General features: G+C 63.3%; 24 protein-coding genes. 4 read left to right on the plus strand and 20 right to left on the minus strand.

The window, feature by feature from the left end:
• Positions 1–102 precede the first annotated feature (102 nt).
• The 4 genes from MQH31_RS17480 (at position 103) to MQH31_RS17495 (ending at position 3,811) form a co-directional block, all read left to right on the plus strand.
• On the plus strand, positions 103–807 hold the full coding sequence (locus MQH31_RS17480) for a hypothetical protein (RefSeq protein WP_243013088.1): 705 nt from the start codon (positions 103–105) through the stop codon (positions 805–807).
• A 31-nt stretch (positions 808–838) separates the two neighbouring features.
• Positions 839–2,914, plus strand: a complete 2,076-nt coding sequence (locus tag MQH31_RS17485; RefSeq protein WP_243013089.1) for a hypothetical protein — start codon at positions 839–841, stop codon at positions 2,912–2,914.
• A gap of 101 nt (positions 2,915–3,015) precedes the next feature.
• Complete coding sequence (locus MQH31_RS17490; RefSeq protein WP_243013090.1) at positions 3,016–3,372, plus strand: hypothetical protein; 357 nt, start codon at positions 3,016–3,018, stop codon at positions 3,370–3,372.
• A gap of 115 nt (positions 3,373–3,487) precedes the next feature.
• The gene (locus MQH31_RS17495) at positions 3,488–3,811 is read left to right on the plus strand and encodes an HU family DNA-binding protein (protein ID WP_243013091.1); all 324 of its coding nucleotides are present in this window, start codon (positions 3,488–3,490) and stop codon (positions 3,809–3,811) included.
• A 103-nt stretch (positions 3,812–3,914) separates the two neighbouring features.
• On the opposite strand, the gene MQH31_RS17500 is transcribed toward MQH31_RS17495, so the two are convergent.
• The 20 genes from MQH31_RS17500 to MQH31_RS17595 form a co-directional block, all read right to left on the minus strand.
• Positions 3,915–4,964, minus strand: coding sequence for a hypothetical protein (locus MQH31_RS17500; protein ID WP_243013092.1), 1,050 nt, complete (start codon positions 4,962–4,964; stop codon positions 3,915–3,917).
• Positions 4,965–4,980: 16 nt separating this feature from the next.
• Positions 4,981–5,718 carry a hypothetical protein gene (locus tag MQH31_RS17505; RefSeq protein WP_243013093.1) on the minus strand — a complete coding sequence of 246 codons (738 nt, stop codon included), beginning with the start codon at positions 5,716–5,718 and terminating at the stop codon, positions 4,981–4,983.
• A 231-nt stretch (positions 5,719–5,949) separates the two neighbouring features.
• Positions 5,950–6,240 carry a hypothetical protein gene (locus tag MQH31_RS17510; RefSeq protein ID WP_243013094.1) on the minus strand — a complete coding sequence of 97 codons (291 nt, stop codon included), beginning with the start codon at positions 6,238–6,240 and terminating at the stop codon, positions 5,950–5,952.
• An 86-nt stretch (positions 6,241–6,326) separates the two neighbouring features.
• Positions 6,327–6,983, minus strand: a complete 657-nt coding sequence (locus tag MQH31_RS17515; RefSeq protein ID WP_243013095.1) for a nucleoside triphosphate pyrophosphohydrolase family protein — start codon at positions 6,981–6,983, stop codon at positions 6,327–6,329.
• A 92-nt stretch (positions 6,984–7,075) separates the two neighbouring features.
• The gene (locus MQH31_RS17520; protein WP_243013096.1) at positions 7,076–7,321 is read right to left on the minus strand and encodes a hypothetical protein; all 246 of its coding nucleotides are present in this window, start codon (positions 7,319–7,321) and stop codon (positions 7,076–7,078) included.
• Between the two features lie 14 nt (positions 7,322–7,335).
• Entirely contained in the window at positions 7,336–7,659 is a 324-nt protein-coding gene (locus tag MQH31_RS17525; RefSeq protein WP_243013097.1) for a hypothetical protein, read from the minus strand.
• Positions 7,656–8,027 (minus strand): hypothetical protein, encoded by a 372-nt coding sequence (locus tag MQH31_RS17530; protein ID WP_243013098.1) that lies wholly within the window; start codon positions 8,025–8,027, stop codon positions 7,656–7,658. The genes MQH31_RS17525 and MQH31_RS17530 overlap by 4 nt, the downstream gene beginning before the upstream one ends.
• Positions 8,028–8,184: 157 nt before the next feature.
• The gene (locus MQH31_RS17535; protein WP_243013099.1) at positions 8,185–8,982 is read right to left on the minus strand and encodes a hypothetical protein; all 798 of its coding nucleotides are present in this window, start codon (positions 8,980–8,982) and stop codon (positions 8,185–8,187) included.
• A gap of 52 nt (positions 8,983–9,034) precedes the next feature.
• Positions 9,035–9,391: a hypothetical protein gene (locus MQH31_RS17540; RefSeq protein WP_243013100.1), complete on the minus strand. Its 357-nt coding sequence runs from the start codon at positions 9,389–9,391 to the stop codon at positions 9,035–9,037.
• Complete coding sequence (locus MQH31_RS17545; RefSeq protein ID WP_243013101.1) at positions 9,388–9,630, minus strand: hypothetical protein; 243 nt, start codon at positions 9,628–9,630, stop codon at positions 9,388–9,390. The genes MQH31_RS17540 and MQH31_RS17545 overlap by 4 nt, the downstream gene beginning before the upstream one ends.
• Before the next feature lie 63 nt (positions 9,631–9,693).
• Positions 9,694–10,437: a hypothetical protein gene (locus tag MQH31_RS17550; protein ID WP_243013102.1), complete on the minus strand. Its 744-nt coding sequence runs from the start codon at positions 10,435–10,437 to the stop codon at positions 9,694–9,696.
• 85 nt (positions 10,438–10,522) lie between these two features.
• Positions 10,523–10,783: a hypothetical protein gene (locus MQH31_RS17555; RefSeq protein ID WP_243013103.1), complete on the minus strand. Its 261-nt coding sequence runs from the start codon at positions 10,781–10,783 to the stop codon at positions 10,523–10,525.
• Positions 10,784–10,815: 32 nt separating this feature from the next.
• On the minus strand, positions 10,816–12,027 hold the full coding sequence (locus MQH31_RS17560) for a hypothetical protein (protein WP_243013104.1): 1,212 nt from the start codon (positions 12,025–12,027) through the stop codon (positions 10,816–10,818).
• A 217-nt stretch (positions 12,028–12,244) separates the two neighbouring features.
• Positions 12,245–13,465 (minus strand): hypothetical protein, encoded by a 1,221-nt coding sequence (locus tag MQH31_RS17565; RefSeq protein ID WP_243013105.1) that lies wholly within the window; start codon positions 13,463–13,465, stop codon positions 12,245–12,247.
• Between the two features lie 111 nt (positions 13,466–13,576).
• Positions 13,577–13,918: a hypothetical protein gene (locus MQH31_RS17570; RefSeq protein WP_243013106.1), complete on the minus strand. Its 342-nt coding sequence runs from the start codon at positions 13,916–13,918 to the stop codon at positions 13,577–13,579.
• Entirely contained in the window at positions 13,915–14,115 is a 201-nt protein-coding gene (locus MQH31_RS17575) for a hypothetical protein (RefSeq protein WP_243013107.1), read from the minus strand. The genes MQH31_RS17570 and MQH31_RS17575 overlap by 4 nt, the downstream gene beginning before the upstream one ends.
• A 7-nt stretch (positions 14,116–14,122) precedes the next feature.
• Positions 14,123–14,449, minus strand: a complete 327-nt coding sequence (locus tag MQH31_RS17580) for a hypothetical protein (RefSeq protein ID WP_243013108.1) — start codon at positions 14,447–14,449, stop codon at positions 14,123–14,125.
• Positions 14,446–14,826, minus strand: coding sequence for a hypothetical protein (locus MQH31_RS17585; protein WP_243013109.1), 381 nt, complete (start codon positions 14,824–14,826; stop codon positions 14,446–14,448). Before MQH31_RS17585 ends, MQH31_RS17580 begins: the two co-directional genes overlap by 4 nt.
• The gene (locus MQH31_RS17590; protein ID WP_243013110.1) at positions 14,823–15,560 is read right to left on the minus strand and encodes an N-6 DNA methylase; all 738 of its coding nucleotides are present in this window, start codon (positions 15,558–15,560) and stop codon (positions 14,823–14,825) included. The genes MQH31_RS17585 and MQH31_RS17590 overlap by 4 nt, the downstream gene beginning before the upstream one ends.
• Positions 15,557–16,156, minus strand: coding sequence for a hypothetical protein (locus MQH31_RS17595; protein ID WP_243013111.1), 600 nt, complete (start codon positions 16,154–16,156; stop codon positions 15,557–15,559). Before MQH31_RS17595 ends, MQH31_RS17590 begins: the two co-directional genes overlap by 4 nt.
• Between the last annotated feature and the right edge of the window lie 36 nt (positions 16,157–16,192).

A 16,192-nucleotide genomic window follows, 5' to 3' on the forward strand; every position in this document is an offset into this window, starting at 1 on the left:
GTTGATGCGGGGCATACACGCAGGGAAATTGCTCCTCTCGGATCGAATAAACACATAGAATTGACTGATATACGAACAAAAGCGAGGGGGGACGTTTTACAGATGCTTGAACAGTCATGGCTCACCGAAAGGCTCGGGGGGGAGTCGGGTTTCCCGGATTCCACCCATTTTGGTGACCAGTCGACGATGAGTTCCGTGGTGCACGGCTTCCTCGATAACGAGGCGGGATTCTCTGACGAGGACGTCGCACGTTACATCAATGCGGCACTGCAAAACGAGGCCGTCGACATTTGGCAGGGACGCGCTGACGGCCTGAAAACGGCCGAGGCATGGCGGGTTCGCTCCAACCACGCGGCGAACGGGCTTGACCCTGTCGGCGCGACGGACGCAGCCCGGAAGCGCGACGCGATTCTTCAGACGATGTCGGACCGGTACGACCTCGGTCGTACCGATTTCGCGAGTGCTCTGCGCGCGGCCCAGGAGTCGACGAAGGCGCCGCTGGTGCCGGAGACGTGCGCCTGGGTGATTGCTCTGGACCACGACGGATACCTGAGCGAGTCGATGGGCGTCAACACGAGCACGTCGTTCAGAGCGAACCCTGTCTTGACTCAGATGGCACCACGCCTGGTCGATTTCTCTCGTGATGCCGAGGCTCGTCAACCGGGTCGGGAGTCGTCGTCAGGATCGACTCGAGCACGGCGTGAAGCAGTTCGATCGCAGGGGCGGGTTATCGACGCCTTGACGCAATACCATCCAGCCGCAGGTGACGCAGCGCAGGATTTTGCTGCTGAGCCCGAAGTGGCTTAGAGCCACGAGAGACGAAGTAGAGGACAACGACATGGCAGAGCCGAAACGCAACCTGAACATCCCGGTCTATGAGGGGTTGGCTCCCGAAGGGGCCTTCCTCGGTGAGGATTTGATCGACGCGGAGGTGATCGACGCCGGACCCAATCTGGGTGAACGGGTGAGGTCGCGGGCCACGCGTGATGCAGAAGCGGCCGCGGGCACCTTTCGCAATGTCCGTGCGAACGGCGTCAAGGACGCCTTCTTCACCCAGCCGGCGGATGCAGCGCGGGAGGCTCGAGGCGCCGGCAGCGCGGGCGTCCGTGCGCGCCAGGAAGGTCGCGCTCGACGTGAAGGTCAGGCACGCGCTCGTTCAGAACAGGCCTCGGCCACGAAGCAGTCTCGGACCGCGCGGGACAATCTCCACCGCGAGGCCAAGCTCGATCCTCTGGCCAAGCTGAAGCTCGACACGGTGCAGGCCGGTGAGAGCTACATGAACAGCCTGCGGATGTCGGGAATTCTCGACGCGGGCGAGACCAAGGAGACCCAGCGCAAGCAGCTCAGCGGCATGCACCAGGTGTACGCCTCGATGATGGTTCTCCAGTGCGTGCAGCCGCTCCAGCAGGGTCTCACCGGTCAGAACATTGCCTCCGTGCTCGGCATGGGCGCGTCGATGTGGATGCTCTCACCGAACTTCCGCACTCAGGCCGGCTCGTTTGCCGGCCAGATGCGCGAGGCGATCCAGTCCAAGATCGACGGCCGCGGCACGAAGAAGGACCTCAAGGCGCAGGACAAGTTCGACTCTCTCGCGAGCAAGGGCAAGTCCGATCAGCTCGCGAGTCGCTGGCAGAAGCGTCTGGACAAGATCGAGCACGCCGAGCGCGGGCACCGTCTGCCCTTCACGGCCCAGAGCGCGGCAATGACCGAGGTCGCCCTGGCCGAGTCCGCGTATGCCGATATGCGCCGACCCGGCGCCGATCGTGGCATGGTGCAGGATCGCTACGATTCAGCGCTGTCCGCGCTCTACGAATTCGTCGACGCCGACGGGCTGAACCGTGAGGACGTGTCTCGCTCCATGCGCGTCATCGTCGGTCAGCGTCTGGAGAAGGATCCGACGCTCGCCAACGTCTTCACCGAGCTGGGCCACGGACGGTTCACCAAGAGCGAGCCGCGTGAGGTCTACATCAACGGGACCACGGATCGGGCCACGGTCTGGACGGGCGATTTTGTGGACTCCTACGAAGACCGGACGATCTCCAAGGGATCCTTCCGGCTTCGGCCGGTCGTGGGTGTGAGCGAGCACCGCATGATGGCTGCCGAGACCCTGTCCGCAGACATGACCTCGGCGAAGTCAGTGGGTGAGCTGAACGACGTGCTCTCGCAGTACGTGGTGGCCTCCGCTGTGGCCCAGTATCCCAACGTGGTCGACCAGATCGAAGATCCTGCCGCGAGGGGTCGTTTTGCCAAGGCCAAGACGATGTTCAATTCCATGTCGGCGGACGGTCTGTCTCCTCAGGAGCAGCAGTTCGCGTACAGCGCGGCGTATGTCGACGCGGTCGAGGTCGTGCAGCGCCTGAACCCCGAGCTCGGCAACAAGTGGGCGGCTGAGTACGGCGATCAGTGGCGCGAGAAGGTCGCTGAGTCGATGAAGGCGTACAACGATATGGGTGCTCAGGCGGAGCATCCGAAGTCGGGAAAGCCGGCTTCGGAAACGCACTTCAGTTCGACGCCGAACGCTCATAGGAACTCAGCAGGTAATGCACAGAGTTCTAGTGACACCGTTGAGGCCGAGCCGGCCGACGACGACTACGCGCACTATATGGACTTCACGGTTGATGACGGCTTCGTGATGCCGAAGGACGCGTCCGAGGAGGGCGAGGTCATCGACGGCGAGTTCATCGACGACCCTGCACTTGAGTCTGGACGCGCTCGAGAAACGATCGTCGACGGGGTGCGCAGCACCTCACCACAGTCCGACTACGAGCGGGGCGTCGAGCTGAAGAGCACCGCGTCGCGCATTCGTCGTGCACGGGTGAATCAGCACTACAACGAGATCGAAACCGGCGGCATCACGGGTATCGGCAGCGACGCTGCCGAGCCCCTGCAGGACGTCGATTTTGAGCTTGGCTGAATAAGCCTCAACCGGTGTAATCTACAGGTAGACCAGTAAAAAACGCACAAGTCGCCTGAACAAATCAGAGTCAACGAACAGCACAATGAAAGAAGCGCGACATGGGCATTCTGGGCTTCCCCAGCGAAACTGAACTTTCTTCGATGATGGGATACGTCACCGATGAAGATCGCGACAAGTGGGCGCGAATGAAGGCATCATCGGACAAGCAGATTGAGAATTCTCGGAATGGCTTGACAGCCAGGGGCTTGGCTTCTCAGTCGGCGGCTCCCGCGATCAGCATGGCCGAAAAGTCCATCAATGCGCAGATGCATGGTGAACAGATGGCCGACCGTGAACGGCGTCGGAAGGAAGGCGAGGAGGAAGTGGAAGTCACTGAGACGCGAAAGCGCACCCGCTTCTTCGATAAGGACTCGGCCGGCACCACGAGTGCCAGTGGACATGAGATGGGCTTCTAACGCAATAGAATCGGTTCGATTCCACCAATGCCCTGACCTGTCAACTTTGACCGGTTGGGGCATTGCTAGATATACTCGTTTATGAGCAAAAAAGAAAGCAAGTGGAGGTCGATGAATGGGTAACAGCATTGAACGCGTGCAGGGGCGCGTGAGCAAGCGTGAATTCGTGAGCCGCGTGGCTCGTCGCGCCGGAGTACCCGTCCGTGTGGCTTCAGTCCTCTACGAAGCGATAATTGAGGAACTTCTCTCAATTGTTGGCAACGGCGATCGACTAACGCTCACCGGATTTGGCAAGTTCTACCCGCAAGAACACAAAGGCCACCGAGTTCGCTTTGCCGATGAAAACGGCAAGGAGGAAATTGACGACTATGCCGTCTTGAAGTTCTCCGCGACGCGTTCCGTGAATCGAAAAGTCGGCGTCGACTCCACGAAGGTTTGACCTGGCTCAGAGGTCTTGTATTTGGGAAAAAAGAAGCCCCGAGGGAATGACCCCCGGGGCTTCTTAGTGTCCGCGCGCGACTATCTCTACTCGGATACTCGCGTCAGGTGATGCGGGTGAGTCCCGTGAACGACATACGGGCGCTAGACCCGTTGATGCACGTTTGATAGAGCAGGTCGTAGCCGGAGGGGACATCACCCGTTCCGTTGACGTCCACGTTCAGAACTGCGACGACACCGACGACGCGATAGACGCCGGCGTCCTGGCCGGTGATTGTGATTACGGCGCCGACGCTTGTCGGGAACGATCTCCCGCCGCAGGACCAGTGTTCGGCGATGGTCCGAGGACCGTAGTGCGCCGAGACGTCGACCGCGCCATTGCATCGGTCGATCTCGCTTTGGAATCCGGACGTCCACACGTTCTTGTGGTAGCCGGCGTCGGAGCCTGAAGCCTTGGCGGCTGGGACCGACGAGGAGTCTTGCGCGGCCGCGGTGGCTGCTACAGCTTTCTCCGCCGCGACTCGTGCCGCTTCTGCGGCCTCAGCGGCAGCCACCGCGGCCAGGCGGTCCTGTTCGACCTGCCATGCTGCGACAGCCGCGTTTACCCGCTCACCGGCCGCAGCGAGGTCGGCTGTTCCGGTCGGCAAGAGCGCAGCCGCGGCGAAGTGAATCTCATCGAGGTCGGCGGCCGAGCTGTCGTAGGTTTCGCCGAAGGGCGAATACGTGGGCGTCTGGTCGACAACCGTGCGACGTGCGCGCCTCAGCTCATCGGCGGCGTTCGCGACGTTCGCGGTCAGGCTGTGAAGCCCGGCCGACAGCTCAGCCCTTTCGCCCTCGCCCAGCACTCGTCCGACGCTGTTGACCAACGTCGCATTGGCGGTGACGATGCCCAGCTGGGCCTCGGTGATCGTGCCGACCGCGTGCACCTCGGATGCGGCGACGATGGCCACGGCCGTCGCGTAGCGTGCAACAGCAGCGTCGAGAGTGGACGCGCGCGCATCATCGGCTACGACGAGGCCCGCGGCCGCGAGGCCGGCGACGGCGGCCGCCGCGGCGATCAGCCTCAGCGTTCGACGCCGGAGCCGTTTACGCGCTCCACGTGCTTTGCGCGTTGTCAGCGGGTCGGCTCTAGCGTGGATTCTGGCGAGAGCCATGTCGTACCTTTCTGATTTAGCGCGTGGCGGCACGCCTCCCTTCAAGGGGGTGCATCGCACGGAGGTGCGCGGGTGCGGTGCGCTGCATATCGGGGTGGGTGAGCATCGTCTGGCCAATCACCTGGGCGGGCGTTGTTCCTGGCCGGCAGACGCCGTGCGTCGCGACCCCGTCGAGGAGACCGACCTCGAACGTGCGATGCGGGCTGTGGGGCCACTGGTTCTCGTAGGCACCCCAGAGCTCTCGGTAGAGCGGCAGCAGCTCATGGAGCATTCGTTCGTCCGGGGAGGCCACCCAGACGAACGGCTGCGGGTTCAAGACGTCGGCCTTCTTGGGTGAGTCAGCCGGCTCAAAGATGCACGGGAAGCCGTCGGGCATCGTGACCTCATCACGAAGCGAGGCCCTCAGAGCTGCGGCCCGGATTCGGTCCTCCCAATGCGGGGAGAACGAAAGCAGAGTGACCTCGAGAGTTGGAAGTTCCGCGTTCGCGGCGTTCGCAAGAACACCGTCGTGGGCATACGGCCCCATGGTGTTGACGACGTCGATGACGAACGTGCTGCTGTCGATGAAGGATTTCGACTTTCGGTAGATGATCTCGCTGCTGTCGAGCACGGGCCCTTCGAGCAGTACACGGCGGTACTCGTCGACAGCGTCGTGGATGGCAGCCTCTGCCGCCGATAGGTCCGCGGCCTTCTGAGTCATTGCGGCTTCGTCGGTTGCGCTTCTGCCAGCGAGCGTGGTGGAAGGGATGGTCATGGCCTAGGTCTCCTGGTCCGTTGGTTCGGGTTTGGCCGACCGAAGGAGGTCAGCGATGAGTTTCGCCTGTTCGGGGCGGAGGGGCGGCGCTTTGGCCGCCTCACGCTCGGCCCATGCCCTCAGGGTCTCGGCGCCCGGATCAGTCACGAATGACCGCGATCAGAGGTCGGTTGGTGCTGGCCGTGTGTCACTTCTGGATCTCCTTTTGATTGCGAGCGGTTCGCCGTCGGGTTAGATTCCGTCGCGCTTGATGCGGTATCCCTCGTCGCGAAGGGAGTCCTCGACGGCGCTTTTCTCGAAGCTCTCGAGCTCGTTGGCCGAGACGTCGTAGATCGGGGCCTCGTCCTCGTTGAGGAAGTAGAAGCGCATCGCTTCGGCTCCGGCGCGGACGCCTCTTGCGAACTCGACGGAGGCGAGCGACTGAACGGCCGTTTCTGGCGCGATCGCCAGGTCGGAATCGGACTTGATCGAGGGCTCGGTCTGTTCGGCGGGTGCTGCGGGTCGGCTGGGTTTCGTGGCCATGTGGATGGTCTCCGTTTCAGGTAGTGGGTGCGGTCATCGACCGGTTGGTCGATGACTGTTGCTTCGCCGGGCGCGTGCCCGAGCGCTCACGCGTAGAGGCGCGTGTACACCGAGGCGAGGTCCGGGCGCGAGTAGTTCGCACCCTTCAGGACCTTGCCCTCTGGGGCGCCATCGAGCTCCATGCCGCGAGAATGCACCGGCTTGCCGTCGGCACCGAGCTTGGACATGTTGGCGCGCTGTACCTCGTCGAAGAACGGCTGTGGGTCGATGCCCGCGTGGGTCAGCGCGAGAAGCGCGCGGAGTGCAATGGCACGGAGGATCTCGATGGAGTACGCAGTCTGCTGGCGACTGAAAGCCTTCACCAGCATGACGAGGAACACCTTGTTCGCGGCCAGGCTGTCCTTCGCGGTGACGAGGAGGGATGCCTCGGGCACCGCGTGGTGGATGTCGTGTTCGAGGCTGAGCATGCCACTGGCGTCGGCGCCCATCTCGGTGAGTGCGCCGAGCGTGACGTAGATCGTGTCGATGAGTGCGTCGATGATCTCGACCGGGTCGTTGTTCTCGATTCCCTGGCGGAGTTCGACGACCCCTTCTTCGTTGATCAGACCGATTCGCAGTTCGATGCGATCGAGCGGCAGGGGCCCGGGTGTTGCGATGAGGTTCGGGTGGCCGAAGGCGTCGTGGAAGAGAGCTACATCTCGCTGCATGGGCAGCGTGTAGCCGACGAGTGTGTGGGTGGTCATGCGGTCTCACTTTCGGTGATTTCGTTTCGGGGAGAGTCGGTCGCGGTGGGCGCATTTCAGGAGCGGGGCTCACCCACGGCAGTGTGTGTTTCTCAGCTCCTTATGAAGCCGAGGCCTACGGCACGGAGGCCCTCAGCCTTAGTGGTGCTCACCGCCTGAGGCGGCTGGATGTCTTCGTCGCCGCGGGCTACCTGAAGGGCATAGCCGGCGGCGATAAGCATCATGCTCAGGACGGGGAGAGTCGTCTCAGGTGCGTTCACGCACCGTTTCATGGTCGCGTTCATCAGGACCTCGGCCTGCAATACAACTGCGTCTTTCTCGCCGGGTTTGGTTGCCATTGTCACGGTATCTCCTAGATGGTGGTGGTTAAGGCGACGTCGGCGGTGACCGCCGCGTCGAGCGCCGGAACACGCTGATCAAAGTTCTCGTCCCAGGTCGTGTGCTCGCCGCAGTAGTGCCTGTCCACGGCATCGGGGCCGTCGTGCTCGTTGGCAGGAACGCGCAGCCAACCGTAGTCGTCGCTGAGGCTGCCTTCGCGCGTGTCCATGAACTGCTGAGTCAGCTGGTCGACGGTGTCGTAGACCTGGTGATTGCCGTTCTCGTAGTCGCTCGAGAGCATCTTGCAGCCGGGAGCGTCGCAACGGGCGTGGTGCATGGTGATGGTTTCGACTGTCATCGGCGGATCTCTTTTCTGTCGATCAGCGGGCGCGTAGCCGCCCAGGGGTTCACAGGCGGAAGGGGCGTCTTAGCCAGAACGGCGTCGCGGTACTCGTGGAGTCGTTCGGCAAGAACACCCTTGTCGACTCGGCGCTGAGTCTTGGCCTGTTTGAGTAGGCCCAGCCATTCGGCTTTGTCGCCAGCCAGATAGTTCTGCAGGGCGCCGAAGTGTTCATTCGGGTCTGGGTTGCCAGCCGGCACCGCCAGGTCGATGAATGCCGAGCAGTCTGCGAGTCCTCGATCGGAGAAGTGCAGGATGCTCGCCGGTCGCAGCTGGTAGATCGTTTCGGCGGACTGGGCATAGCCATTGAGCACTGCCTCAGCCATAGTCTCCACGCTGAGGAAGTATCGAAGCTCACCTCCGTTGTCGAGAACCCAGAGGTTCGTGATTGGGGCGGCGCCCGAGTAGTTAGTTCCTGACACGGAGGTGGTGTCCTTTCGGGTTGGGGCGGATGCCGTCGTGACTGGTGCTCGAGCCAGCGACCTACGGCGCAGCGACGAGGTACGGCCGGAAGGGGCGCGTTTCGATGGTGACGAAGTGCAGGCCCCCGAGACCGGCAACGGTTGGCGGCTGATACGGCGCGAAGGGGTGGGGCGTCTCGCATTGCGTGCAGATCTCGCCGGGGCGAGTCTCGTCACCGTCTGCCGCCAGCGGATCAACGCCGAGTGGATAGAGCTGAGCCGAGGTGAGCACGCCTGTGAAGGACATCGTGCCGTAGCCCGTGAAGACCGGCTCAGAGGCGTTCCGCACGAGCAGCAAAGCGGTGCTGCTAGCGTCGTGCTCGACGTCGGTCGCGTCCTCGTGGCGGGCGCGCACGGCGATCTCGCTGCGACCGCGGTCGCTGGTGCGGCTCTCCAAGTCTCCGCCCACCAGCACCGCGAGCAGCTGCGCTTCGTCCTGGTATTCGTCGAAGACGCTCACACGGATGAGCTGCGAGCCACGACCCTGGGCGAACGTGTAGTGCTCGTGCACTTTGTGAACACGGAGGGTCCTCCATCGGAGGTTGTAGGTGGCCAGATGGGCTCGTTCGAGTTCGGCGATTGCCGTGAGCATGCGCTCTGTTGGCACGAAAGCGTCGCGCTCTTCGCCCGTCTTGAACCGCGCAGAGGACGGATCGAAGATGTCCCGATCGAGTTTCTTCTGCCCCTGGCTGTGCTTGTAGATGTAGAGCGCGTCGGCGCCCAACGTCGATGGCAGGGCGAGCGGAAATTTGATCGGCTCGCCGTCGTTCATCGACCCGGCGGGCAGCGTCTTGCTTGGAGCGGTTGATTCCGTGGTCATGCGGGCAGCCTCCTGGGCTCTAGGTGTCTCTCTTGCGATGGCGGGCTGGTGCTCAGCACCGGCAACGGCCGATGGGGATGCCTACCGTGGAGCCGTAGCATTCGGCGCAGCAGAAGCCCTCGTAGCCTTCCCCCTCGCGCACAGCGACGCTGCAGCCAGGGCAGGGGTGGATGCCTTCGTACGGCACATATTCCCGTAGCTCGGGTATATGCCCGGTCGGGAATTGTTCGACCGTGGGGTCGACGATCTCGCCGGTAGTGCGGGTGCACCACCAGTGTTCGCGTGGGCCCCAGACGACGTCGATGTACCATCCGCGCACGAGTGCGAGCGAGTGGTCGGCCGCGACGAGGCTCTCGGCCGCCGCGCGGCACGTGCCTTGCAGCTCTGGGTGACGGGGTGTAAGCGTCATTGGGAGCGAGAGCCTTGGCCCCGACGACGTCGCACCGGCGCCGGGCGTTCGATCTCTTCGATTTCCCAAGAGGCCACCTCGTACGAGGTAACTCCGTCTTCGCCGAGGTCGTCCAAGCTCGAGAGCTCGGCGCCCTCCAGTTCTTCGATGAGCTTCTCGATCATGTCGTCACGGGAAGCGAACTTGCCCGTGACGTGCTCGAGGGTGACGATGACTTTCAGTTCGATTTGGATGGTCATACGGTCTCACTTTCTTTGTCGCGCACGAGGAACCGTAGGTGGGGCGACTCGAATTCGGATTGTTCAGGCGTCGTGGTCGTCATGCTCCGTTTCCGGAGCCGCTTTTTCACCCGACGCCGAGATCTCGTCGAAGCGCATCTCCGGGGCGCTGATCGCGCCCTGGTAGCTGGTGAGCCTCGAAGCGTTGAGTATCTGCGACTCGATGTCGGCACGGACCTGCGAGGTGACTTTCTCCCCGGCTGCGGCCAGCGAGGCCACCGCAAATTCGCTGTTGGCCGATGCGTGGAGAATCGAGCCGCGGTGATTTCGCAGCGCGTCACGCATCGCGCGGACGCCCTTCTTGGTCTCGAAAGCGTCCTCGAGCACAGCGAGAGTTTCTCGGGCCTGGGCGAAGAGCTTGCTGATGGATCCAGTCACCTCAGCGAGGCTCTCCTTGATGCGCGGCTGGTACGGGATAGTGGGCACGAATGTTTCGTTCTCGGTGCGACGGATGGTCACCGGGATGCCCGAGCCGATGCCGATGGAGGACACCAGGGCACCCCACTGCGCGAGGCTCATTTCCACCTCGACGAGAGTCTTTCTCGGAAAGACAGAGTCATGATTCAGGTAACGGGCGCGCGTCGCGGTCTGGATGGACAAGGTGATGCTGTCGTGGTGCAGTACGTCGCTCTGGAAGAGCGAGCGTGACGATCCGTGCCCGCGGCTGACAACCGCCACGCCGAAGGCGGGGTGAGATTCGTCGACGCTGGCCTGCCCGTAGTCGGCGCGCGGTGTCGAATGGACCGGCTGTTCTTCGGGTGCTGGCATGTTGTGGCGCTCGTTTCTTCATTGGGGGATCAGCTTGGAGAGGGCACTCAGGGGGAGTGCCGGCATCCAACCGGTCGCTGAACCCTTATTTGGAGAGCGACCGGTTGTGCCGTCTTGCGGACTTGATTGAATCGCCCAGCATCTTGTGGAGGAACGTGGCGTACTCGACGTCCATGTAGTGCCAGCCTGTCGTCTCCGTGGAGATGACAACTGTGGCCTCTTCGGCGGCGAACGAGGTCCCTGTGATACCGAGTGAGGGGCGTTTCTTGTCGCGTCGAATCGCCTCGAAATCGGCCGGGGTCTTGGGAAGGCGAAGAGGGTTGTACTGGGAATGAGCCTTGGACATGGTGATTCCTACTCTCCGGGTCGCAGCGTCGACTATTCGATGGGCCGAGGAGCCGCCGGCTTTTCGGCCAGGCGGGCCGTCTCGAGGGTCGCGACGGCGGCCTTGTCCGCGGCGGAACCGTGTCTCGCTACGAACTTCGCCGCGCCGACGAGGATGTTGGCTCGTTCGATGCGGGCTGTCGGGTGGGCGTTGATGCGCTCGTAGAGGTCGAGCACTTCATGAGCCGTCTCTTCATCGGGCGCATCGGTGTCGAGCACGTCGAGGTCGAACACCGGCAGCGCCGGGTTGTTCTGGACCAGGCCGCCCTCGACGAGCACATAGCCGTCACCGGGGTTGCGGTGAGCCTCGGCCTCGGGGGATGCCTCGTACTCGCGCCAGAGCCTGACGGTGAGCTCAATCGCCCAGCATGCGAACAGGAAGTGAACGTTGTAGTCCTTCATTGACCAGTCCCAGTAGGCGTCCTGGCCGAAGGTCACCTGGTTCTCCCGAAGCCAGTCGTGGGCTTCGACCTCGTTGTCGGCGTATCTGTGCGCTTCCTCGAGGATCTCTGCACTGCGTTCAGCCGGCGAGCGTTCGGGAATGGGCATGCCGAAGAATTCGATCTCTTCAGCGTCGTCTTCGTTGATCTCCAGATACGTGGCTGCGGGGTTGCTCTTCCGGAGCTCGGTAAGCCACTCGTCGTAGTCGACGCCGTGACGCGCGCAGACCCGCTTGGAGACGGTGACGACCTTCTCGTATTCGTCCTGGGCTTCGGTGCCGAGATCCTCGTCCTCCTCCAGGTGGTCTTTTACGTGCTGGATGAAGATCTTGTCCGAGTATTCGCGCACTTCCTGCGACCGGCCGCCGCTGAGCTTCTCGGCCCAGTAGCGGAAGTCGATGCTCGGCGCGCCGTCGGAGTAGTAGTCGCCGTGGCCTTCGCGATCGAAGAAGTCCATCATGTCCGTGACGCGCGAGAACGTGAAGCCGTCAGCAATGTCGCCGACGGTGGCGAGGTAGTGGGGCCAGGTGATGACGTTCCAGGACCACATGCCGGTGCCGGGCGCTCCGACACGCATCTGGCGGTTGAGGCCATTGTCCATGCCAACGGTGAGAACGTGGTTCTTGGTCTGTTCGATGAAGTTGGCGTAGGCGCCGGCGTACTCGTTGTCGCGCTTGGCGCGCGGCGCGGCGGGGGCCGCTGTCGGTGCGATGGGCGCTTCAGGCTCATCGAGGGTGGCGGGCGCGGTGGTGGGGAAGTTGGTCATGATGATTTTCGCTTTCTCGCGGTTGATGAGTGAGCGGACACGGTGAGGCGCCCGGTTGTGCGTGGCTGGGGAAATGCAGAAACGCCCCCACCCGGACGCATTGAGCGTCGCGAGTAGGGGCGTTGTTGACGGCGAGGTTTTTCGTCTAGAGCGCGATGATCCGCGCACTGCGGCGGAGCCGATAGACCCCGTAGCGGCACCGCAGGTACCGCGTCGGTTACCAGCCTGTGTCGCAGGTCCACTTGACGCCCCAGCCGTAGCCTGGAATCTCGTAGGTGTTGACGCTGAACGCGTTGGCCGGCGGCTGCAATGTGCTGCCGTAGCTGACCTGCTGGCCGCCACCTGCACCCTGACAGTCCGAGCCGCCAGCATGAATCTGCAGTGGGTACCACGTTGGGGAACCGTCTTTTGGGGCGGTGCTGGAAGACGCGGACCCGCCCGACGACGATGAACTTCCGCTGGACGACGAACCGCCGGCAGACGAAGACGAGCCGCTGGTGCTACCGGACTTTGCGCTGCCGCCAGACGAAGAGCGGCTCTTGGCCTGCACGGTGGCAGCGGCTTGCTCGGCAGCTTTCTGGGCCGCTGCGGCCGCATCAGCCGCCTTTTGCGCCTCGACGGCGTCGTGGGACGACTTGGCGGCAATACCGGCCTGCGTGTACGCCCACAGCGTGTCAAGCGCAGAGTCGTCGTTGTTGACCGCGGCGATGGCTGCAGTCAGGGCATCGCGTTCGGGAGTGCCTGCTGACGCGGACGCATCTAGACGGGCCTGGCCGCCGGCCGGGACGGAGTTGACGACGGGTGCGAAGGCATCATGAACAGCCTTCGTCGCCTTCTCGATGGTGGCCGTCAGGTAGGCGTTGCCTTTGACGGAACCACTGGCGTCTGCCGTCAGCCGGTTGATGTACGACGTGGCTGACGCGATGGCGTCGGTCTCGGCGTCTGGCGGGAGGGCTGGCACGGTTGTGTCTGCAACCGCGGTGACGATCGAAACGCCCGTCGAAAGGTCCAGGCGGCGGTCGGCGGCAATGCTCGCCACCGTGTCGCCCAGGCGCTTGCTGGCAGCCTCGAGCGCCGTCAGAGCACCGGGGTCAGCGAGACCCGCGGCGGCGCCCACCAGGGCGGTCACCTTGGCACTGAGGGCCGCTCCGGCCACAATCCCAGCGGAGAGTGTCGTGCTGGTGGCAGCGTTGGTCTCGCGGGCCGTCGCCAGGGCCACGGTTGCCTGGTCGTTGGCCGTCAGCGCACTGGAGTGCGCGGCTTTGTTGACGGCCTGGACGATACCCGATGCTCCGGCCGTTACCCCGACGACCATGACCGCGACCACGGTGATGGCTACAGCAATTCGTGTGGGTCTGGGAGTGTTGGCCACAAGCCCCGCGAAGCGGTTTGCGCGCGCACGTTCGGGACGCTGGGTCCCCTGAGTCTCATCCGACATGTTGATTCCTTCTCGTATTGCAGTAATCCCGCCCCAAATACTTCGAGATGATTTCAGACTACGGGCCGCCGGGTGTGCGACCGGCCAGAGTCTCGATGCGACTCGGCCGGTCTATTCCCGGCTCCACTCGTCGGCGAATTCGGACCAGCGGGCGATGGCGGCGGTGGCCTCCTCGCGCGTGATGTGCTCGTCGGCGATGAGGCCCTCGAGCTCGTCGAGAGCGTCGGTGATGGCAGTGTCGACGAGGTCGCCGACAGCACTCTCAACACGGTCGGCGCGCCCCGGGTTGGTGATCAGGATGCTGTGGCTGCGACGCACGGTCTTGCCCGCGTCGTCCTTCATGGTCGAGGCGAAGTGCTCGTCCTTCATCGTCTCGGTCGCGATCTCGATGCCACAGGTCTGGCAGGTGCCGTAGGGCTGGTCGTCCTTGGCGTCGTATCGGGAGGTGGTCATGACTGCGCTTCTTTCGGGTCGGGGGAAGAGTCGTCGCGCCAGGCGCGCTCTTCGCGGGTCTTGATCTGCTTCTTGGCCGCGCGTTTGGTGGCACGCATCTGGGCGGAGTTGCGTAGCCCTCGGGCGAGAGGCGCATCGTGCATTCCGCCGCTGGCGGCCCTCATGCTGCGCATCATTTTGCGCTGGTTGTTCGACACGGCCGAGCTACTTAGCCAACAGCTCGACGACTGCACGCGGCAGCTCGTCGTAGGCCGCGAAGCGATTCGCACCCCCGCTGAAGTCGCGGGTGGTTGTGGCGGTTCGGTAGAGCGCGCCGCGGCTTGTGCCGTGGTTGCAGTCGGTGCTTATGTAGACGATCTTCCCGGTAGAGGGGTTCGTCACGAAGCCGGAGCAGCCCTGGAGCTGGCCGTTCACGCGTTCGTTCTTCAACGCAACGGTGAGCGCTGGGTCAATCTTGACCAACGCGTTCTTGAGCTTGGTCATCCCGAGGGTGCCCGGGATCTTGGCCAGGCCGTATTCGCTGTAGCTCATCTCGAGGGCTCCGCGTCGACGCCCGCCCAGACGAGCAGTGCAGGCAGCTCCGGCGTCAAGGCGAGGAGCACGAGACCGGCGACTGCCAGGTGTAGTTTCTCGGAGTGGCGAGCAATCGGAGTCGAGTTCCACCGGCGCTTGTCGTGGATGTAACCTTCACCGCCGTTGAGGTGATTGGTGACGGCCTGCACGCGGGTGCGGTACTCCTTGGCAGCTGCGTCGTGGTAGGTCACCACGTCCAGGGCCGAGAGTCGATCGCTGCTGAAATAGCGGGTCGTGATCGTGCGGCTCTGGCGGTCGTAGGTGCTGGAGGGGGTGTGGGACGGGACACCTGCGGGCGTCTCGGCCAGGGTCACGCTCTTGTCTGTGGCGTTCATGCTGCTCCTTCAATGTCGATGTCGGGCGAGTGGATCGAGGTGACCGAAGCCTCTGTTGGTTTTGGCGTCGGGAGAACGCCGGCGGCCCTGTCGCGAAGGCGCGCGTCCCATCCACCGAGGATGTGTGCGGGTGTCGGCCAGGCGTCGAGCTGTTCGAGGGTGAGGGTGTTGCCGTGGATCACGATTGCCGGAACGTTGAGTAGCGAAAGCTGCACGTAGGCCATGTGAACCGACGTCGCTTCGATGTCCTGAGCAACGACATGCATCGACTGCTGGTAGTTCACTCCGGCTCCGCGGAGCGCAGCGGCGAGAGCGACGATCATGCCGCCGCTGCCGCACGTGGGCTCGTTGACCGTGATGAATTCCTGCCCCTCGAGCTTCTCGGTGTAGTTGCCGATGGTCATCTGCGCCATCATCGAACTCACCTCGTACGGGGTGAAGAACTGGCCGAGGTGATCGCTACCGAGGTCCAAGCTCATGTAGAGCTTCCCGAGGACGTCCGAGAAGTCGTCCTCGAACTCGAGGCTGAGCTTCGCGAGAAGGTGCGCGAAGCGGTCGGCCTCTTCAGGGGTGTAGCCGCTGATGACGCGCAGGTACTGCGCTTCACGTTCGTCCCAGCCGTCGTGGTCGACGCTATTGCGAATCGCTAGGGCGGACAGTTCGCAGAAGTCCGCGAACACCTGCGAGATGCGCCGGCGCCCATAGGACGCGTTGGCTTCGAGTAGTTTTTTCATGCTGCGTTTGCCTGTCTGAGAAGTCCGAAATCGAAAGCCTGGAGGTCCAGTTCCTGCCGGATACGCAGGACCGTTCGATCGGTAATGTGGAGGGTGACAGCGATGCGCATATCGCTCCACCGCCGGCTGTGGAGCTGGGCGACAGCGACGCGGCGCTCGGCGGGCGTGAGTCGTACCCGTTCGCCGCGAGTCGCGAGTTCGATGGCTATCTCATCGAGGTCGTGTGACTTGACCCCGCGCACGTTGGGCGTTTCGGCGGGGTCGTCGATGTCGTCCCAGGCCAACGGAACAGCCCATTTTCGTGCCTTGGCGATTCTGCGTAGGCGTTCGCCGGCAGGATCTAAGACGGGGATGTCCCAGAGCGAAGCGAAAATCAAGCACGTGGATGAGAATGTCCGTTCGGGCACCCGCTTTCGTTTCGCGTTGATCAATGCCGAAAGATCCACGGGTGAGAGGCCAAGGCGCAATGCGAGGTCAGTCTGCGAGTACCCGATGGCCACGAGGGCCCGAAGACGGCGGACTGTGCCGGTCGCATCCACGAGCCGACGTCGGATAGTTTCTTGGTGTCGCGCGGGGGTGTTGTCGCCGCTGTCCATGGGGCCCCGCCGTTTCTGATTTGGATGCGGGGGTGG

The sequence above is a fragment of the Cryobacterium zhongshanensis genome (genome assembly GCF_022760445.1).
In the GTDB taxonomy this organism is placed as follows: Bacteria; Actinomycetota; Actinomycetes; order Actinomycetales; family Microbacteriaceae; genus Cryobacterium; species Cryobacterium algoricola.